This is a genomic window from Eubacterium limosum (genome assembly GCF_000807675.2).
GTDB lineage: Bacteria > Bacillota > Clostridia > Eubacteriales > Eubacteriaceae > Eubacterium > Eubacterium limosum.
This window is the reverse complement of the sequence record NZ_CP019962.1, coordinates 4,184,599-4,204,416: the sequence shown is the minus strand read 5'-3', so window position 1 is coordinate 4,204,416 and position 19,818 is coordinate 4,184,599. Positions and strand designations below refer to the sequence as shown.

The following is a 19,818-nucleotide window of genomic DNA, read 5'->3' as shown; positions in this document are numbered from 1 at the left end:
TATCATAGAAGCTTTTTTTCATCAATTGGGACTTTACCTTACTCTCAACAAAAGGTAAAATAGGGTTAGACAAAACTTGTAATAAGGAGGTTCATTTATGAGCAAAGATAAAGAAAGTAAAGCAAAAGAACTCCAGAAATCTCTGACTAAAAAGTTTGAGCTTGCGTGGCACGCGCTGGAAAACGGTGAAAAAACAATGGTCGATGATTTTTGTGAAAGCTATAAAGAGTATCTGACCGTTTCAAAAACTGAGCGCTTGTGCGCGGCCTATACCGTGCTTCTGGCAGAAGAAAAGGGTTTTAAACCTCTGGAGTATTACCAGGCTAAGGGCAAGGTAGTACCCGGCGACAAAATTTATGTTATTTTCAGAAAGAAAACTGTTCTGCTGTTTGTTGTGGGCGAGGAGTCTCTGGAAAATGGTATGTCTATTATTGGCGCGCACATTGATGCGCCAAGGCTTGATTTAAAACCGGCGCCTCTGTATGAAGAATCCGATATGGCTTATTTTAAAACCCATTATTATGGCGGAATTAAAAAATATCAGTGGGTGACCATGCCGCTGGCGCTTCACGGCACCGTCGTCAAAAAAGATGGTGAGATCATCAATATTTCTTTGGGAGAAAAGGATGAAGAGCCTGTTTTCTGTATCACGGATTTACTGCCTCATCTTTCACAGGAGCAGAATCAGAAAAAGATGGCTGATGGGATCAAGGGTGAAGGCCTGAACCTCATCATCGGCAGTATTCCGTATGAGGACAAGGATATAGGGGATGCGGTAAAACTGAATATCCTCAGGCAGCTCAATGAAACCTATGGCATTATTGAAGAAGACTTTGCCAGCGCAGAGCTGGAGGTTGTACCTGCCGGCGCCGCGAGAGATGTGGGCTTTGACCGCAGCTTTGTGGGAAGTTATGGACAGGATGACCGTGTGTGCGCCTTTACAGCGACCATGGCAATTTTAAGCCAGGATGAAAAGAAACCGCCTAAACGTACCCTGTGCACGATTCTGGCCGACAAGGAAGAGATCGGCAGCTATGGCAGTACGGGGATGCAGTCGAAATTCTTTGAAAATGAAATGGCAGAGCTTATCGATCTGACCGAGGACCATAAGCCTGAGCTGACCTTAAGACGCTGCCTTAAAAACTCGGAATTTTTATCTGCGGACGTTACAGCAGCCTATGACCCGAACTTTTCCGGAACGCATGATCTGTACAACGCGCCTTTTGCGGGCAAGGGACTGGTTATCTCCAAATATGGAGGCTCCAGAGGGAAGTCTGGCTCCAACGATGCGCACGCTGAGTTTTTAGGAAAGCTGCGTGAATGCTTTAACGCGGCTGACGTCACCTGGCAGATGGGCGAGCTTGGCCGTGTCGATCTTGGCGGCGGCGGTACCATCGCCTATATGCTGGCAGAATACGGCATGGACGTGGTAGACTGCGGCCCGGCGCTGTTAAGCATGCACTCTCCCTTTGAGCTTTGTTCAAAAGCGGATGTCTATATGACTTATAAGGGTTATAAAGCATTCTTCGACCATTGCTGAGACGCGTAAATCTTGAAAGTCAAAGTTTCCGCTGGTAAGTGGAAATTTTGGCTTTTATTATTTCCTTAAAACAAGAAATCTTTATTACACTACTGATAAAATTTCTTCTTGTCTTTAGTATGGTAAAGATGTTAAAATAGATTACATGTAACGTAAAGTTAAAAAAAGAAGCAAGAGGTGTGTGAATTGGAATTAAAGGAAAAACAAAAAACGTTCCGGGGCGGAATCCATCCGCCTTACAGGAAAAAGAGAACGGCATCCGTCTCGGTTAAAGTTGCAGCCGAACCTAAGGTTGTAACGATTCCAATGTCCCTTCATATCGGTGCGCCTTGTACACCGGTTGTGAAAAAGGGAGATATGGTTTACCTCGGCCAGAAAGTTGGAGAAGCAAACGGTTTTGTTTCAGCACCTGTGCACTCAAGCGTATCCGGTACGGTTATCGCGGTAGAGGAGCGGGCGCATCCCAACGGAGAGATGATCATGTCTGTGGTCATTGAGTCCGACGGTAAAAACACGGTTGCCCCTTCGATCAAGCCTTACGGCAACTTCAGAAAGTATGAGCCTAAGCAGATTATCGACATTATCCGCGATGCTGGAATTGTCGGTATGGGGGGCGCTACCTTCCCAACGCATGTTAAGCTGAGCATTCCGCCGGACAAAACGGTGGACAGTGTGATTCTTAACGGCGCGGAATGTGAACCCTACCTGACCGCGGATCATCATCTGATGCTGGCCCGGCCAAAGCGTATCGTCCAGGGATTAAGAATCGCCATGCGGGCAGTCGGGGTTGATAAGGGCTATATCGGCGTGGAAAGCAACAAGCCAAACGCCATCGAAAAGCTCAGAAAAGCCATCACTGAAAAGGATAATATTGAGGTAGTGGTTTTAGAAACAAAGTATCCGCAGGGGGCTGAAAAACAGCTGATTAAGGCGGTTACGGACCGTGAGGTACCATCCGGCGGCTTACCGGCCGACGCGGGGGTGGTAGTGATGAATGTGGGCACAGCCTGCCAGATTGCCATCACGTTTGAAACCGGTTTACCTCTGCACAAACGACTGCTGACCTGTACGGGAAATGCGGTGAAAAATGCCCGGACAATGGAGGTTAAGGTGGGAACGCCGTATCAGGAGGTTATTGACCAGTGCGGCGGCTTTGCCAAAAAACCATACAAAGTCATATCCGGCGGCCCAATGATGGGCGTAACCCTGTTCAGCACGGATGTCCCAGTGATGAAGGGAACATCGGGGATTCTGTGCCTGACAAAGGGTGCGGCCTATATTCCCGAGCCTTCCAACTGTATCCGCTGTGGAAAATGCGCGGAGGCATGCCCGATTCATCTGCAGCCCCTTTACCTGGCCGCCTACTCAGAAAAGGAACGCTGGGAAAAGTGCGAGGAATACCATGCCCTCGACTGCATCGAATGCGGCAGCTGCTCATTTATCTGTCCTGCCAAGCGGACACTGGTTTCATCCATCCGTGTGGCAAAACGTCAGATAACGGCATTAAAACAGAAAGAAAAGAAATAGGAGGAGCATCAATTGAGTAAATTAGATTTAACACTGACTGTATCCTCATCACCACATATTCGCGCAAAGCATAACACCTCCAGTATTATGCAGAGTGTTATCGTTGCGCTTTTACCGGCACTCGCGGTTGCCGGATATGTATTTGGCATGAGAACCTTCCTGATCGTGGCGATCTGTGTCGCCAGCTGTGTTGTGACGGAAGCAGTTATCCAAAAACTGATGAAAAAACCCATTACGGTCAGTGACTGGAGCGCTGTTGTTACAGGTCTGCTGCTGGCTTTTAACCTGCCCATCACAGCACCGTGGTGGATGTGTATTGTCGGGTCTGTTTTTGCCATCGCTTTGGTTAAGCAGTGCTTTGGCGGCCTTGGACATAACTTTATGAACCCGGCTTTGGCAGCCAGGGCTTTTCTGGTTGCGTCATGGCCAACGCATATGACAGGCACAGCCTATATCCCGGCAGCAGATACCTTTACGACTGCGACACCGCTGGGAATTTTAAAAGAAGGCATGGATTTGACCACACTGCCCAGTAATCTGGATATGTTTCTTGGCATCAATGGCGTTTATGGCTCCATTGGAGAAATATCCGCTTTGGCGCTGCTGATCGGCGGCATTTATCTGATTGTCCGCGGCGTTATCAGCTGGCGTATTCCGGCGGTTTATCTTGCGACCGTCGCGATTTTGTCCCTTGTATTCGGTCAGGACCCAATCTTCCAGCTTTGCTCCGGCGGTTTAATGCTGGGCGCCTTTTTCATGGCGACTGACTATGTCTCATCCCCGAGTACGCCAGTCGGGCAGATTATCTTTGCCTTTGGATGCGGCTTGATTACCATGATTATACGAATGTTCGGCGGCTATCCTGAGGGGGTATCTTATTCCATTCTTCTCATGAATGTGGCGGCTCCGCTCATCGAACGGTTCACCCGTCCGCGTATTTACGGCGCGCCGAAAAAGGAAAAAAAGAATAAAGAGGTGAAAGTGAATGGCTAATAAAGAAAAAATGTCCATCGACTGGAAAAATGTCATCAAGCTGGCCGTTATTCTCTTTGTGATCACGGCGATCGCATCTCTTTGCCTCGCAATGACGAATTATGTCACATCCGATGTTATCGACCAGCGCAATGAGCAGGCCAACACAGAGGCAAGACAGGCTGTTTTGCCAGATGCCGATAAATTTGAAACGGTAGAAAATATCGAGGCGGTCGCGGCCGCTGCGGCGCCCAATGAAGCCAGTATTATTAAGGAAGCTTACATTGGTTATAAAGGCAGCGAGCTGGCCGGCTATACCATAAAAACAGCTCCGAGCGGCTATGGCGGAGAGGTTGAAGTACTGACCGGCATTGACGCAAAGGGTAAGATTACAGGCATCACTATTTTAAGTCAGAATGAAACCCCGGGTCTGGGTGCGAAATCCACCGATCCGTCATTTCAGGAGCAGTTTAAAGGGAAAGATGCTAAAAAAGAAATCGCGGTTATCAAATCCGGTGAAGCTTCTGACAGCCAGATAACTGCCATCACTGGTGCAACAATTACTTCAAAGGCCGTTACAACAGGTGTCAATGCATCTGAAAAAGTTTATGAAGCGCTTGCGAAGGAAGGAGGCGCACAATAATGGGTAATTTTAAACATTTTACAAACGGGCTGATCAAGGAAAATCCAACCTTCCGCCTGCTGCTGGGGATGTGTCCGACTTTGGCGGTTACGACCTCGGCGATAAACGGTCTGGGTATGGGGCTTGCGACCACTGTTGTTCTGATTGGTTCAAATGTAGTTATTTCAGCTTTAAGGAAAATCATTCCGGATAAAATCCGTATCCCGGCTTTTGTTGTCATCATTGCATCCTTCGTAACCATTGTCGGCATGCTGATGAAGGCCTATGTGCCGGCTCTGGATGCTGCACTGGGGATTTATATCCCTCTGATTGTTGTTAACTGTATTATTCTCGGACGTGCGGAAGCTTTTGCGTTTTCTAACCCTGTCCTGGCGTCCTTTGCGGACGGTGCAGGAATGGGCCTTGGCTTTACGCTGTCCCTGACAGTGCTGGGTTCGATCCGTGAGATTATCGGCGCAGGTGCGATTTTCGGCCTGAGTATTTTCGGCGCAGGCTATGAACCGGTTCTTATATTCATCCTTCCGCCAGGAGCATTCCTGACCTTGGGTGTTGGCATTGCCGCCATCAATAAGATTACACAAAAACTAGAAGCGAAAAAATCAAATAAGGAGGATAGCCTGTCATGACCAATATACTCCTGATTTTAGTCAGCGGCATTTTTGTCCAGAACTTTATTTTGTCAAAATTCCTCGGTATTTGCCCTTTCCTCGGCGTTTCCAAACAAATCGAAACAGCAGTGGGGATGGGGATAGCCGTTACCTTTGTAATGGCCATGGCTTCAGCGATCACCTACGTGGTGCAGTACGCTATTCTGGACCCGTTAGGTCTTGGATACTTACAGACCATTGCCTTTATTCTGGTTATCGCGGCCCTGGTACAGCTGGTTGAAATGATCATTCAAAAAACCAGCCCGTCACTTTATCAGGCATTGGGAGTATACCTTCCTCTGATCACAACCAACTGTGCGGTATTAGGGGTTGCGCTGTTAAATATCCAGTATGGCTACAATTTTATCGAAACAGTTTTCAATGGAATTGCCGGAGCCCTTGGCTTCACACTGGCGATCGTGCTGTTCGCCGGTATCCGTGAACGTCTGGAGCTGTCCGATATTCCAAAGCCCTTTGAGGGATTCCCGATTGCGCTTGTTACAGCGGGCCTGATGGCCATAGCATTCCTGGGATTCTCCGGAATGCTGTAAGGAGGTGCCGGAAATGATAATGGAATTACTGATTCCCGTTGGTATCTTAGGTGCCATGGGATTGATTTTTGGAGCGGGTCTCGCCATCGCCTCAAAGGTATTTGAGGTTAAAACGGACGAGCGGGTCCCTTTGGTAAGAGAGGCTCTTCCAGGAGCAAACTGCGGCGGCTGTGGGTTTCCAGGCTGTGATGCTCTTGCGGCGGCCATTGTAAACGGCGAGGCGGCGGTTAATGCCTGTCCGGTAGGCGGCGCGGCCACAGCCATGGCCATCGGGGAGATTATGGGAGAAAGCGTTGGCAGCAGCGAGCCGATGGTGGCCTGTATTCACTGCAACGGAGACTGCACCCATTCGCCCAACCGTGCAGATTATTATGGCATTCAGGACTGTCGTCAGGCGATGATCGCGAGCGGTGGTGTAAAGACATGCCGGCATGGCTGCATGGGACTCGGTACCTGTGTCAATGCCTGTATGTTTGGTGCGTTATCCATTGGTGATAACGGTTTGCCGGAGGTGGATGTTGATAAATGTACAGCCTGTGGTAAATGCCGGGAGGCCTGTCCAAAAGGCATTATTGATTTGATTCCGGCAGACCAGCTGGTACATGTGGACTGCCGAAATACAGATAAAGGCAAGCTGGTACGCGCGGTCTGTGATATTGGATGTATCGCCTGTAAAGCCTGTGTGAAGGTCTGTCCGGTAGAAGCCATTACGGTTGAAAATAATCTGGCCGCCATTGATTATGATAAATGTACCCAGTGCCAGGCTTGTTTTGAAAAATGCCCGACAGGCGCCATTACGCTGGAACAGCGCATTGTCATTGGCGATGAAACCACTGTCATTGAGCTGGAACCGGAAAAAGATCTGGATGAGGAAATGGAAGCGATCATGCAGGTCGATGCTGAGCCAGAAGAAGAATTTGTGGAGGTCAGCGAAGAAATTGAGGTTCTGGAAACGAAGGAAAGCGTAGAGGAATCTGAAAAAACAGTTGACTCTGGAGAAGAACAGACAGAAAATGAAAAAGATAAGGTCGAGTTTAAAATTAGCGATCTGAAATAGAATTGAGGAGTGCCGCGCAGGTTGCGGCGCTCTTTTTTTGAATTGACGATAATTTCCAGCAGAAAGAACTGGAAAAAGCATTGGGTTTAGGCTATAATAGAAACTCATGGGCCAAAGTGCCACATTTTTTCAAACCAGAGGAGTATAGAGATCACAGAATGATTACAGTATCTGATTTAAGTTTAAATTTTGATGGAAGCAATTTGTTTTCAAATGTTAATATAAAATTCACACCGGGAAACTGTTACGGGATTATCGGTGCCAACGGAGCGGGTAAATCCACTTTTTTAAGAATTTTGTCCGGCGATCTTGAGCCATCCAGCGGCGATGTCATTATGCCTAAAGAACTGCGTATGTCCGTATTAAAGCAGGATCATTACGCTTTTGATGATTATTCGGTATTAGATACCATTATTATGGGAAATCAGCATCTTTATGACATCATGAAGGAAAAGGACGCCATTTATGCCAAAGAAGACTTTTCCGACGAAGATGGAATCCGAGCCGGAGAGCTGGAGGGAGAATTTGCGGATCTGGGCGGTTGGGAAGCCGAATCAGACGCATCTCGTCTGGTACAGGGGCTCGGGATGGATGCATCCATTATTGACGCGCAGATGGGCGGTTTGACCGGGAATGAAAAGGTTAAGGTGCTTTTGGCCCAGGCCCTTTTTGGTAAGCCGGATATTATCCTGCTTGACGAACCCACCAACAACCTGGACATCCAGGCAGTGGTCTGGCTGGAAGAATTTTTGATGGATTATCCCGGAACCGTGATTGTAGTGTCTCATGACCGTTATTTCCTGAATAACGTGTGTACCCACATTGTGGATATTGACTTTGGAAAAATTAAACAGTATGTCGGGAATTATGATTTCTGGTACGAATCCAGCCAGCTTGTTCAGAGAATGCTGAAGGATCAGAATAAGAAAAAAGAAGATAAGATTAAAGAGCTGCAAAACTTTATAGCCCGTTTCTCGGCGAATAAGTCAAAATCCAAGCAGGCAACTTCCAGAAGAAAGCTGCTTGACAAGCTGGCCGTTGAAGAAATGCCGGCCTCATCCAGGAAGTATCCTTATGTTGGCTTTAATATGGACCGCGAACCAGGAAAAGAAATTTTGGAGGTAGAAAACCTTTCTAAAACCATTGACGGCGTGAAGGTTTTAAACAACGTGAGCTTCAGAATTAACAAAGAGGATAAGGTTGGTTTTGTCGCTGAAAATGAGATTGCCATGACGACCCTGTTTAAAATTCTGCTGGGGGAAATGGAACCTGACGAGGGCAGCTTTAAGTGGGGTCAAACAGTTTCGACCTCCTATTTTCCACAGGATAATACCTCCTATTTTGAGGGCTGCACCCTTAATATAGCAGAGTGGCTGAAGCAGTTCACCACTGAGGAAACAGAGACTTACCTGAGAGGCTTTTTAGGACGTATGCTTTTTTCAGGGGATGATATCTATAAAGAGGTGCGCGTGCTCTCCGGTGGGGAAAAGGTACGCTGCATGCTGTCCAGAATGATGATGTTTGGCTCTAACGTATTGGTGGTAGACCAGCCGACCAACCACCTGGATCTCGAGTCCATCACCGCGGTCAACAACGGATTGATGGATTTTAAAGGGGTCATTCTTTTTGCCAGCCATGACCACCAGTTTATGCAGACGCTGGCTAATCGAATCATTGAGCTGACAGATGACGGTATTATTGACCGGTTATCAAGCTATGATGAATTCCTGGAATATAAAAAACAGATGAATTCTTAATTAAATAAAAAAAGCACGGATTACCAAGTAGGTTTCCGTGTCTTTTTTATTTTATTCAAAGTTTATCCGCAATGAGCCGACACCGCCGCTTATATCTAAGCTGTTGGGAGCTCCGCTGTTTCTGAAACGATCCTCCGTATAGCGTGAGCCGTCTACTGTAAGCTCGCCAATTCCAGGCTCGCCTTTTATGTCAAAGTCAGAGGCTTTGCCATTGATGGCCAGGGTTGTCTCGCCGACGCCGCCTTCAATTTTATTCTTTCCTGTGAGAAAGCCCTCAAAGGAGACTTTGCCGACGCCGCATTCCATATCCATGTCATTTATCTTCATGTCTGAGAGAATAACTTCCCCTGCGCCATTGTTGAATTTGGCATTATCAGCGGTGATGCTTTTCATCTCAACGCGGCCGACGCCCATATCCACCCTTAAGCGGTCAGTTTTAAGGGTATCAATACTGGTGTCTGACGCACCAAAATCCAGATCCACTTCTTTAAAAGCAGTCCCATCAGGAATGGTGACGGTGAGATGCGGCTTCTGGGAATCCGACAGGGTATTTAAAAAATTTATCGGATCTTTAATGCTGTCTTTAATCTTCAAGGTGTCATTCTTTTGCTCAGCGGTAAAATTACTCGGAAGATTATAGCCTTCGACCTTAAAAACATCGCCCTTTTGAATTTCTAAATATCCGGCGGAATAATCGAGGTCGAGCGATGTGACACCATTAAATTCCTGAGAAAACTCCTTGTTTGTCACGGTGTTGCTGGCGGCATTTTTACCGAAGTGCCCAAAAGCGCCGAAGATACCCAGGACGGTTCTAACAATGACAGATATGATGAAAATCGCCAGGATCAGCCCAAGGGCGATAGCAACGTATTTTGCGACTTTATTGGTGCTTCTCATAAAATATCAACTCCTCCAAAAATACAGACGCTGTTAAGATAGACGGTGGGCGGGTTTATATCGGTGGGGCGGGGGGTTTTATCAGAAACGCCTCCAAATATCGGTGTGCTGGAGACATCCACCCGGACATTGGGAGGCACATTGATATCAATACCGCCGAAGATACTGGTGGTGGTGATAGTAATGTCCTCTGTGATAAGCGCGTCCCTTAAATCAAGCTCAATACCGCCAAATACAGCGGTCAGTGTTGCCCCTCGAAAGGACTCTCCTGGAAAACGCAGCTCCTGAGAGCCGAAGATAGCGGTATAATCCTGCGTTTCCCCCTGAGTAAGAAGCTTAACCTCACGGGCGCGGCGGCTGCCTTTACCACGGAAAATAATGCTGACGCCAATAACCACCAGAATTAACGGAAAAATGAGCTCGCCGATTAAATGTCCGCTGATAAAATCCTGTTCGCCGAGCAGTAATAAAACGCCGATGGCAAGTACAATACAATTGCCTGTTCTAAAGCCGTTTTGAACAATGCTGATAATACTGGGAACAATAATGACTAAAGTCCACCAGCCGTTAAAAAATAATGAAAAATGCCAGTATCCCATGACCTGTCCGCCAAAGCCGACGCCAAGAGCTATAAAGAAAATCCCCCAAAGGGCATTACCGAGTGAATGTCTCATTTTTATTCTCCTTGCTTTGTAGTGATTTCATTATAACGGATTCTAAAAGCTTTTAACAGCAAAATATAAAAGTGGTGACAGATGTAATATGGACATGATAAAAATCACAATAGAAAGCTTGATAAAAGCAGCGGCCTGGTTTAAAACGATAATTTATAAAGAAAAAGAGAAACTTTGTTTGATGATTTAAAGGTTTTGGGTATATTATAATAGATAGATAAGACCATATGATTTAATAAGGAGATGAGACCATGGCATTACAGGAAGTTAAAAAGTTTATTACTTACATTAAGGACAACCGCGAGGCTCTGGAAAAATATAATGAAAAGCTTCTGGAAACCGGCAGTTACATGTTTATGGATCCGGCATTGATGACCGAAAGCTATACACCGTTGACAACCATTCCGGATAATCCGGAGGATGACATTCTGGAAGAAATCATTCACATTGATGATAAACAGCAGGAAGAGGCTGAAAAAGAGGCGAATCCAGCGCCTAAAAAGGAAGGTCTTGGTGAAAAGATAGCGAACAAATGGGACGAGTTTGTTGAAGGTGTCGTATTTGATGGGAAATCAAAAGAAGAACGTCTGGAAGAAAGACGCCATCGTCTTTTTGGGAAGCTCGCGGAGATTGCAAGGGATGAAGATTTCAACGTTACCCAGGATGATCTGGAATATTATATCGGGCAGAGTGTCGAAAAACTGATCGAAGAAAACCCAGACGATGACGCTGTTCAGATATTAGAAAAGCTTTTAGACAGCTTTGCAGAAAAAGAAAACAGAGAAGATTAATAAAAAACCGGCTTAAGCCGGTTTTTTAGTCTTCAGTGATATAGAAGATTTCAGGTTTTTTATAGATGCCTGCAAAATTACTTTCAAGGAATTGAACAGTCGCCAGGAAGGGCTGCGCTGTAAATCTGCGGGCTTCGACCGGGCAGATTCTTACACAGGCACAGCAGCGGATGCAGAGATCCGGGTTGGTCTTAGTCGGGTCGTCAGGATTAATAGCGGCAACCGGACAGGCAGAGACACACTCACCGCATTGGGTACAGTCCTCTGAAACCTCTGGCGCCAGAGGTGTATAGCTCATACCCTCTTTATAAGGATAGTTCCCCTTTACGATAAGCGTTCCCTTATAGTCGTTTTTCCGCAGATATTTTTCGCGGATGGTACGGCCAAAATTCCCCATGATTTCAAGGTCGTTTTCATCCGGGCGCCCGCTGGCCAGTTTGTCACTGTAGGAATGGACTGCCAGAAAAGCGGCAGCTGCTACTGGAATAAAGCCATTTTCGATGGCAAGGTTTTTCAGCTCCAGTAAAGCATCGTCATACTCGCGGTTTCCATAGGTTACAACCAGGACAACGGGTGTGTCGTCACCTTCAATGCCTTCAAAAATATTTTCCGGTTTTGACGGGATACGTCCAGCATAGACAGGACATCCAAGAATCACAAAGCTGTCTTTTGTGAAGTGAAGTTTCTCCTTGCGGCTCTGCGGATAGGTTCTGTCATGCTCGATTACCTGGGTTTGGGCTCCGGCGGCGATGGTCTGGAGCGTTTTGCGGGTATTTCCTGTAGGACTGAAATAAACGAGATCAATATCTTTCATAAATACCTCCCTGATTTTAGGTTTTATTATTAAGCATACGCCTTAAAACGCCTCCTGTCAAGAAAGAGGGCAGAGGGCAGGCATTAAAAAATCCTTCTGGTTTAATCAAACCAGAAGGATTTATAGCTAAATTAAAGACTTCGTCTTACCTGGCGGACAACGCCGAGAATACGGGCTTTTTCTTTGCTGGTGTTTGCGTAAAAATCGCCTCGTTTAGAAGGTACTAAAGGCTGTACCAAAACGCCGTTCGGCTGCATGAAAACATATTTGATTTCTGCGTCATAGCCGCTTACCTGTACCAGCGCAATTTCGCCATCTTCGCAGTTGTCGCGGACTTCGACGATCAGAACGTCGTCTTTTAAGAAAACAGGCGCCATTTCGTCATCAGAAACTTTGAAGCCAACATAAGTTTTGCCGTTTTCAAGCATTTTAACGCCCAATTCTTCATAACCAGCGCGTTCTTCAATATTTGCCCATTCTACACCTGCAGGTACACGGGTGTAAACAACGATTTCATTATCCTTTTTCAGACGACTTGAGTCTACGCCAAGCAGGTAATCAGTTGTGACAGAATAAATATCTGCTAACTGTTTAATGGTGTTAATATCCGGATAATTTTTATCCGTTTCCCACTGGCTGACAGCAGTCTGTGAAACACCCAATCTTTCGGCAAGATTTGCCTGGGACAAGTTGCGTTCTTTTCTGAGTTGTCTGTACTTGTTCATTCTTCCAATCTCTCTCTCTTAACATTTTTTTATTGCTTTGATTAGTGCTCCAGTTAATCAAAGATAATATTATCTTATAAGTAAATGAAAGAAAAGTAAATAATAAATTCAAAACATTTTAAATTCAATTGAAAATGTTTAAGTAAAAAACATTAAATTGTATTTATTTTTTAATTATATGAAAACAGTTCCACAATTCTTAATGGTTTTAAAGAAGTGGTTGACCTGTTCAGTTGAAAAAATGCGGAGAATGGTTCATAATAAGAAATAGTTTATAGAAAAAGAGGAGAAAAATATTGAAGGCGATCAGTATACATCAACCTTGGGCAAACTACGTTGTTTTGGGGCTAAAGCAGTATGAAACCCGTTCCTGGCATACCAAAATACGCGGCAGGGTTGCGATCCACGCGGCTAAAATTAAAAATTTAGAATATGAGGAAGGGATGGCGTTAGGTGCAATTATTGGAACTGTCGAAATAACCGATTGCTTCCCGGTGGAGCTTTTGAGAAATTCTCTCTCAAAAGACGAAATAAAGCGGGGCGATTTTTCTGATGGGCGCTATGCCTGGGAGCTGAAACATCCAGTTTACTTTGAAAAGCCAATTTTGCTGAGAGGGTATCAGGGCTTTTGGAATTTAGACGATAATTTATTGAAACAGATTGAAAAGCAGAGCGGAGCATGTTAAAATAATCAAAAATACGTTAGGTGGTACCAATGATTTTATCAGATAAAAGCATTTATAAATATTTAGACAGCGGTGAGCTGATTATTGATCCTCTGGAAAAGGGACAGGTGCAGCCAGCCTCGGTAGATATTCGGCTTGGCCGCAACTTTCTGAAACTGGATGAAAATAAGTTTGAGGCAATGTCCATGACGGATGAAATCCAGTATGTCCAGTTTGAGAGTGATTCGATTATTATCCCTTCCAATTCCTTTCTGCTAGCTACGACCATGGAGTACATCAAGCTCCCCTGCGATTTGACGGCTTTTGTGGAGGGAAGAAGCTCTATCGGGCGTATGGGCCTGTTTATCCAGAACGCAGGGTGGGTTGACCCTGGCTTTGAAGGTGAAATTACTCTGGAGCTTTACAATGCCAATCGCCTGCCCATTAAACTGGAAGCAGGACGCCGCATCTGCCAGCTGGTATTTGCCCAGATGGACGAGGAGGCGCTTAATCCTTATGCTGGAAAATACCAGGGCCAGCGCAATGCCGTGGGAAGCCGTATCTTTTTAGATAAAGAGCTGAAGGCGAAGTAACAAAGCAAAAAATGTTATGGAAATTTAAATCGGACAATTCGTCCGGTTTTTTTATGGTATTTCTTGAGCGGCGGCTGCCGGTAGGGTATAATAGAGGGCAGACTTGGGAAATTGAAATTGAGATCAGGTGATGAGAGTGAACGAAATATATTTGGATAATTCCGCAACAACGCGTCCCCATCCGGAAGTTGCGAAAGAAATGATGCGCTATCTTACAGAGGAATATGGAAATCCATCCTCTTTATATGACCGGGGAATTGTGGTCGAAAGAGCAATTAAGGATGTGCGCGGCCGCATTGCCCACGCCATTCACTGTAAGCCAGAGGAGCTGTATTTTACGTCTGGAGGAACAGAAGGCAATAATACGATCATTAAAGGCATTGTTGAAAATCAGCGCGTTGAGGACATAAGGATTATAACAACTCAGATTGAGCACCCTTCTGTTTTGGAAGTCTTTAAGTTTTATGAAGACCACGGCATGGATGTGGTGTACCTCAGTGTAGACCACGATGGCTTTATCGATATGGATGAGCTGGAAAAAAACATTAACGAGCACACCGTGCTTGTCAGTATTATGGGAGTTAACAATGAAACCGGGACAGCGCAGGATCTGGCGGCCATTGGGGAGCTTATTAAAAAATGCAACCCGAGCTGTCTTTTCCATACCGACTATGTCCAGGGATTTATGAAACTGCCCGTCGATGTGAAAGCCTGTAAGATTGACGCATTGACCTTATGCGGGCACAAAATATGCGGGCCTAAGGGAATTGGGGCGATCTATATCAGAAAAGGCGTAAGGATCAAACCGCTGATTATCGGAGGCGGCCAGGAGAATAACCTCCGCTCCGGTACAGAGAATGTTCCAGGAATCATGGGGCTTGGCAAGGCCGTTGAAGTACAGCAGGCCTGCGGTTCCGGCCAGCTGGAGAAAATGCGTTTCATACGGAGTGAGATGATAAACTGCCTCAAGGAAAATATTGAGGACATGCGGGTGAATGGGCCTGAAAATGGCTGCCCTTATGTTTTGAGTCTGTCCTTTAAAGGCATCAGGGGCGAAGTGCTGCTCCACAGCCTGGAGGCGCAGCATATTTATGTTTCGACCGGCTCGGCCTGTTCGTCGCATAAAAAGGAAAAGCAGTATGTTTTAAAGGCGATTGGGCTTCCTGAGGAATATAAGGAAGGAACCATCCGTGTCAGCTTTTCGATGATGACGACCGAAGAGGAAGTGCTGAAGGCCGCAGAGGCCATTGAAAACGCAGTGGGCCAGCTGCGTAAGCTTTTGCGCCGAAAAAAATAAAAGTGAGGAATAAATTGATGAAACACGTCATTTTAGTAAGATATGGTGAGATCAGTCTGAAGGGCCTGAACCGAAATTACTTTATTGATTTATTGGTAAAAAATATCCGCAATACCCTGAAGCGCTTTGAGAGTGTAAAAGTCCAGAAAATACAGGGGCGCATTATTGTGCATCTTTCCGAGGAAGATCTGGAGGGTGCGCTGGAAGCAGTCACAAAGGTCTTTGGGATTGTATCGGTCAGCCCGGCCATTGTGGTGGAAAGTGATATTGAGGTCATCGAGAAGGCCACACTGGAACAGGCCAACGCAGCGGATTTTAAAACCTTCCGTATTACTGCCAAACGTGGAGATAAGCGTTTCCCCATTCAGTCACCAGAGCTCGGACGGCGACTAGGGGCTGTAGTGCTCCGCAACATTCCGGATATTAAGGTAGATATGCACACTCCAGACATGAACTTATGGGTTGAAGTCCGGGAAGAGACCTATATTTATCATAAATTTATTCAATGCAATGGCGGCCTCCCCGTAGGGTGTAGCGGCAAGACGGCTTTATTGCTCTCAGGTGGAATTGACAGCCCAGTTGCAGGTTATATGATGGCGAAAAGGGGAGTGGATCTGATTGGTGTTTATTTCCACAGCTTTCCTTTCACCAGCGACCGTGCCAAAGAAAAAGTCATTGATCTGGCAAAGATTGTGTCGGGTTACTGCGGTAAGGTTACTCTGTATGTCGTGCCTTTTACAGAAATCCAGACAAAAATTGTTGAGGTGTGTCCTGAACGTCAGACAACCATTATTATCCGCCGGTATATGATGCGGATCGCCCAGGAGATTGCCAGACGCAATGGGGCCATGTCTCTGACCACAGGAGAAAGCCTCGGGCAGGTAGCCAGTCAGACACAGGAAGGGCTGGGAGCTACCAACGCGGTTGTAGACCTTCCAGTATTCAGGCCTCTGATTGGAATGGATAAGCAGGAAATTGTAACTATTGCGGAAAGAATTGGTACCTTTGAGACCTCTATTTTACCGTACGAGGACTGCTGTACGATTTTTGTGCCCAAGCATCCAGAAACAAAACCCAAGCTGGAAGCCGTTGTTAAATCAGAAAGACCAATGGAAGAAATTGTAGCCCCCATGATTGAAAAAGCAATCGAGGACGCAGAAATTATAAGAGTTTAATAAAACAACATTTAAAAGGCAGGAAAACCAAATCGGTTTTCCTGCCTTTTAAAGTGGAGAGGGCTCTTGTAATATGAATTTAATAAGCAAAAGCTAGAGTTCGCTCTATTGTTTCCGTTTAAAAAAAGCGGCTGTTTTTATATTTAAAAAGAAACTTAAAAAAATCTTAAATATAAAAAAGAATAATTCTTGTATAGTTGCATACAAAAAACGGAAAGTACTTGATATAAAAACATCGAGAATCAGCCGTTGTAAACAGAATGATAATTTTCAATAAAATGTAATTTACATTTTGTTGAAAATTAATGTAAAATTAGAGATAAAAAAGCTTGACCTAGAGTATGCTCTAGGATTTAAAATGTAATCAAGTTAAGGGAACAGCCCAAGACAAGAAAGAAGGCAATAAAATGTATTACTATAACCCATTAAAAAAATTAAGAGAAAAAGCATTGAAAAGTGTTAAATAATTAAAACTGGGTAAATATATTTAAAGATCAGGAAATGATAATTTTTCCCCTAAGATTATCATCTGAAATATAACCAAACTTGAAAGAGGTGAAAAGAAATGATGTACTATAACCCATTAAAAGCAATGATGGAAAAGGCTTTAAAAGCTTCCAAATAATCTTACAATCTCCCTCCAATATTTGATAAATTAAAATATAGAACGAATTACATATTAAACTAAATAATCCTCCCCTTAGATTATAAATTAGTTTGATCTCCTCAAACCCCCTTATTAAATAATCTTTCAAAAACAAAGCAGGAAACTTTTCCCCTAAAGTTTCCTGCTTTGTTTTTTACGGGCAGTCTCCAATGTATGGCATTAAAAACCAGTAGGTTTCAAGAATGTCATGATTGCTGATCAACCCAAACTCCCTGAGAATGACATTGAGTGTCTCAAGGGAAGGCGTCAACTCAGTTTCATTGCTGACAGCATAATCATAGCCGTCTTCATTTAAAAGCTTTTCGACCATCTCATAATCTCCGGTTCCTGGTTTAATATCGTCTTCGTCGAGGTATTTTTTGAAAATCCCTGTAAAGTGAACAGAATCGCCGTATTGGATAATCGTTTCGTCTGTCGCCAGTTCACTGGCCTGCAGCAGTCTGAGAAAAGAGTCTTCTTCTGGTGAAAATGACGTTTTATTTTCCTTTAAAAAAATATCACGGACCTTTGGATACTGTGCCTCTATCTCGGAAATTTTTATCCGGTTTAGATCCTCTGCGCTGATAAAGTAACCAGTGCCATTGTATACGCCCATTGTTTATACCTCCAGTTTATAGCGAATATATTATTATAGTATTATAACACAGATGCGCCGGGCAGGAAGACTGTTTTTCGATCCCTAAAAAGAGAGCGATTGTATTGTTGTACAATGGAAGAATGGTTTTTCTGTGCTTGAACCCTATTGTATTGTGCATGAAAAAGGTTTACAATAAAAACAATTAAATGGAAAGTTAACAGGAGGTATGCAAATGGCAACATTTAAGACAAATGATAATGTTGAGCTTTATTATGAGGTTAAGGGTGAAGGGAAACCGGTTCTAATGATTCCAGGCTGGACCTGTACCACGCAGTTCTTTAAAAAGAACAGCGATGTACTGGCAGAAAAATGTCAGGTGATTCTTCTCGACTACAGAGGACATGGAGAATCTGAAAAAGTCATGCATAGCCACCGTATTTCACGCTATGCGATGGACGTAAAAAATCTTCTGGATCATCTGGACGTTGAGGACGTAACCGTTTTGGGATGGTCCATGGGGGCGGCTATCCTGTGGAGCTATATTGAGCTTTTTGGAAAACATCGTGTCAGCAAGCTGGTATGTGTCGATCAGGCGCCGCTTCAGTACACCGGCCCGGATTGGGTTTGGGGGCAGAACGGCTGCTATGATGTGGAAATGTTTATTCGTACCTGTTATGATATCAAATATGCCCCGAGAGAAAGTGCGGAGGGGCTGGCAACCGCCTGCCTGCACCATACGCCATCAGACGAAGAAGTGAAATTTATTGCGGATGAAATCTCAAAATGTCCGCCTTATGTAAGAATCGAAGTTATGCGTGACCATACCAATCTGGACTGGCGGGACTTCCTTCCTTTTATCGATATGCCTACGCTGGTGTGCGTGGCGCGTCACAGCAATGTTTTTGACTGGCAGGGAAGCGCCTATGTTGGCGAAGTGATACCAAATGCGAAGACCGTATTTTTTGAAGAATCCGGCCATATGCTTTTCTGGGAAGAACCAGATAAATTTAATCAGACTTTGCTGGAATTTGTGGAAGCATAAAAATTTTGATAAAATAACATGGAAGGAAATTTCCATGTTATTTTTCTTTTTAAGAAAAATTGTCAGGAGGATAAAATGAAAATTGTCATAGCACCAGATTCATTTAAAGGATCGCTGTCGGCCGAAGCGTTTTGTAATGTAGTGGGCAGGGAAGCCGCAAAAATTTTTGAATCAGCTGAAATTATAAAGCTTCCGGTATCCGACGGCGGAGAAGGCATGGTTGACAGCCTGCTGGCTGTAACGGGGGGAGAGAGAATTACCGCAAAGGTAAAAGGCCCTTTATTCGAGGAAACAGAAGCCGAGTATGGCATATTAGAAGACGGCACCGCAGTGATTGAGATGGCTGCGGCATCAGGGCTTCCGTTGATTTTGGAGGAAAAAAGGAATCCCATGGAGACAACAACTTATGGGACTGGTGAATTGATGCGGGATGCACTGGAAAGAGGGTGCAGGGAGATCATTCTTGGTATTGGCGGCAGCGCAACGACCGACGGGGGCATTGGCGCGGCCGCGGCTCTGGGAGCACAGTTTCTGGATAAAGAGGGATGTTCCGTGCCTTTATCCGGAAAAGGTCTGGAGAAGATAGCCACTGTTGATTTTTCAGCTGTCGACAGGCAATGGCAGGAAACAAAGATAACCATCGCCTGCGATGTGGTTAATCCCCTTTGCGGGCCGTTGGGCTCTGCGGCCATCTATGGCCCTCAAAAAGGTGCGGATACTGAAATGATCCGTCTGTTAGACATGGGGCTAAACCATTTTGAAGGGCTTATAGCCAGACAGAAGGGACAGGAATATCGTGAATTGCCTGGAATTGGCGCGGCTGGAGGATTGGCCCTGCCCTTTGTGGCATTTATGGGGGCAGAGCTGAGACCGGGGCTTGAAATTGTGTTGGATGTCCTGGAATTTGACCGTCATCTTCAGGGGGCAGATCTTGTTGTAACCGGGGAAGGAAGAACGGATGAGCAGAGTGCGATGGGCAAGGTGCTTTGCGGCGTTTCTGGCCGTGCCAGGGCTCAGGGAGTACCGGCTGTGGCCCTTTCCGGCGCCTTGGAGAAAGGCTACGAACCGTTATACGGAAAAGGACTGACAGCGGCTTTCTCGACCTGGAAGAGCGGCGAAGGGCTTGAATGGCAAATGGACCATGCAGAGGAGAATTTGTCAAACGCGGCCCGAAATCTGTTCAGACTGGTTCGGGCGTTCTGTTAAA

General features: G+C 45.3%; 20 protein-coding genes. 15 read left to right on the top strand and 5 right to left on the bottom strand.

Annotated elements, in window-relative coordinates; translation table 11 throughout:
* Positions 1-97 precede the first annotated feature (97 nt).
* The 8 genes from B2M23_RS19810 (at position 98) to B2M23_RS19775 (ending at position 8,694) form a co-directional block, all read left to right on the top strand.
* Positions 98-1,540: an aminopeptidase gene (locus tag B2M23_RS19810; RefSeq protein ID WP_038351328.1), complete on the top strand. Its 1,443-nt coding sequence runs from the start codon at positions 98-100 to the stop codon at positions 1,538-1,540.
* Between the two features lie 186 nt (positions 1,541-1,726).
* Positions 1,727-3,067: an electron transport complex subunit RsxC gene (gene rsxC / locus B2M23_RS19805; protein WP_038351329.1), complete on the top strand. Its 1,341-nt coding sequence runs from the start codon at positions 1,727-1,729 to the stop codon at positions 3,065-3,067.
* A gap of 12 nt (positions 3,068-3,079) precedes the next feature.
* Complete coding sequence (locus tag B2M23_RS19800) at positions 3,080-4,060, top strand: RnfABCDGE type electron transport complex subunit D (RefSeq protein ID WP_038351330.1); 981 nt, start codon at positions 3,080-3,082, stop codon at positions 4,058-4,060.
* Positions 4,053-4,682 (top strand): RnfABCDGE type electron transport complex subunit G, encoded by a 630-nt coding sequence (locus B2M23_RS19795; RefSeq protein ID WP_052237107.1) that lies wholly within the window; start codon positions 4,053-4,055, stop codon positions 4,680-4,682. Before B2M23_RS19800 ends, B2M23_RS19795 begins: the two co-directional genes overlap by 8 nt.
* Positions 4,682-5,308, top strand: coding sequence for an electron transport complex subunit RsxE (gene rsxE / locus B2M23_RS19790; RefSeq protein WP_038351331.1), 627 nt, complete (start codon positions 4,682-4,684; stop codon positions 5,306-5,308). The genes B2M23_RS19795 and rsxE overlap by 1 nt, the downstream gene beginning before the upstream one ends.
* The gene (rsxA, locus tag B2M23_RS19785; RefSeq protein ID WP_013380941.1) at positions 5,305-5,880 is read left to right on the top strand and encodes an electron transport complex subunit RsxA; all 576 of its coding nucleotides are present in this window, start codon (positions 5,305-5,307) and stop codon (positions 5,878-5,880) included. Before rsxE ends, rsxA begins: the two co-directional genes overlap by 4 nt.
* Positions 5,881-5,893: 13 nt before the next feature.
* Positions 5,894-6,937 (top strand): RnfABCDGE type electron transport complex subunit B, encoded by a 1,044-nt coding sequence (locus B2M23_RS19780; protein WP_052237108.1) that lies wholly within the window; start codon positions 5,894-5,896, stop codon positions 6,935-6,937.
* 158 nt (positions 6,938-7,095) lie between these two features.
* Positions 7,096-8,694, top strand: a complete 1,599-nt coding sequence (locus tag B2M23_RS19775; protein ID WP_038351332.1) for an ABC-F family ATP-binding cassette domain-containing protein — start codon at positions 7,096-7,098, stop codon at positions 8,692-8,694.
* A 51-nt stretch (positions 8,695-8,745) separates the two neighbouring features.
* Here the strand turns inward: B2M23_RS19775 and B2M23_RS19770 are convergent, their stop codons facing one another.
* Together B2M23_RS19770 and B2M23_RS19765 are read right to left on the bottom strand one after the other, a co-directional pair.
* Complete coding sequence (locus B2M23_RS19770) at positions 8,746-9,591, bottom strand: DUF4097 family beta strand repeat-containing protein (RefSeq protein WP_038351333.1); 846 nt, start codon at positions 9,589-9,591, stop codon at positions 8,746-8,748.
* Positions 9,588-10,265 (bottom strand): LiaF transmembrane domain-containing protein, encoded by a 678-nt coding sequence (locus tag B2M23_RS19765; RefSeq protein WP_013380937.1) that lies wholly within the window; start codon positions 10,263-10,265, stop codon positions 9,588-9,590. Before B2M23_RS19765 ends, B2M23_RS19770 begins: the two co-directional genes overlap by 4 nt.
* A gap of 251 nt (positions 10,266-10,516) precedes the next feature.
* Here B2M23_RS19765 and B2M23_RS19760 point away from each other — a divergent pair, with 251 nt between their 5' ends.
* Positions 10,517-11,056 (top strand): hypothetical protein, encoded by a 540-nt coding sequence (locus B2M23_RS19760; protein ID WP_038351334.1) that lies wholly within the window; start codon positions 10,517-10,519, stop codon positions 11,054-11,056.
* Positions 11,057-11,081: 25 nt separating this feature from the next.
* Here B2M23_RS19760 and B2M23_RS19755 read toward each other — a convergent pair whose 3' ends face one another.
* Both B2M23_RS19755 and B2M23_RS19750 read right to left on the bottom strand, forming a co-directional pair.
* Positions 11,082-11,870, bottom strand: a complete 789-nt coding sequence (locus B2M23_RS19755; protein WP_038351335.1) for an EFR1 family ferrodoxin — start codon at positions 11,868-11,870, stop codon at positions 11,082-11,084.
* A gap of 131 nt (positions 11,871-12,001) precedes the next feature.
* A complete protein-coding gene (locus B2M23_RS19750) occupies positions 12,002-12,595 on the bottom strand; it encodes an XRE family transcriptional regulator (RefSeq protein ID WP_052237109.1) in 594 nt (197 codons plus the stop codon).
* A gap of 296 nt (positions 12,596-12,891) precedes the next feature.
* Here B2M23_RS19750 and B2M23_RS19745 point away from each other — a divergent pair, with 296 nt between their 5' ends.
* The 4 genes from B2M23_RS19745 to thiI all read left to right on the top strand — a co-directional run bounded on the left by B2M23_RS19745 (position 12,892) and on the right by thiI (position 16,325).
* Positions 12,892-13,281: an ASCH domain-containing protein gene (locus tag B2M23_RS19745; protein ID WP_052237110.1), complete on the top strand. Its 390-nt coding sequence runs from the start codon at positions 12,892-12,894 to the stop codon at positions 13,279-13,281.
* A gap of 29 nt (positions 13,282-13,310) precedes the next feature.
* On the top strand, positions 13,311-13,853 hold the full coding sequence (gene dcd, locus B2M23_RS19740; protein ID WP_038351336.1) for a dCTP deaminase: 543 nt from the start codon (positions 13,311-13,313) through the stop codon (positions 13,851-13,853).
* 130 nt (positions 13,854-13,983) lie between these two features.
* Positions 13,984-15,150: a cysteine desulfurase family protein gene (locus B2M23_RS19735; protein ID WP_038351337.1), complete on the top strand. Its 1,167-nt coding sequence runs from the start codon at positions 13,984-13,986 to the stop codon at positions 15,148-15,150.
* Between the two features lie 17 nt (positions 15,151-15,167).
* Entirely contained in the window at positions 15,168-16,325 is a 1,158-nt protein-coding gene (gene thiI, locus B2M23_RS19730) for a tRNA uracil 4-sulfurtransferase ThiI (protein WP_038351338.1), read from the top strand.
* An 800-nt stretch (positions 16,326-17,125) separates the two neighbouring features.
* On the opposite strand, the gene B2M23_RS19725 is transcribed toward thiI, so the two are convergent.
* Positions 17,126-17,587, bottom strand: coding sequence for a hypothetical protein (locus B2M23_RS19725; protein WP_038351339.1), 462 nt, complete (start codon positions 17,585-17,587; stop codon positions 17,126-17,128).
* 214 nt (positions 17,588-17,801) lie between these two features.
* On the opposite strand from B2M23_RS19725, the gene B2M23_RS19720 reads away from it, so the two are divergent.
* Together B2M23_RS19720 and B2M23_RS19715 are read left to right on the top strand one after the other, a co-directional pair.
* Positions 17,802-18,611, top strand: coding sequence for an alpha/beta fold hydrolase (locus tag B2M23_RS19720; RefSeq protein WP_038351340.1), 810 nt, complete (start codon positions 17,802-17,804; stop codon positions 18,609-18,611).
* Positions 18,612-18,686: 75 nt separating this feature from the next.
* Complete coding sequence (locus B2M23_RS19715; RefSeq protein WP_038351341.1) at positions 18,687-19,817, top strand: glycerate kinase; 1,131 nt, start codon at positions 18,687-18,689, stop codon at positions 19,815-19,817.
* The last annotated feature ends 1 nt before the right edge of the window (position 19,818 follow it).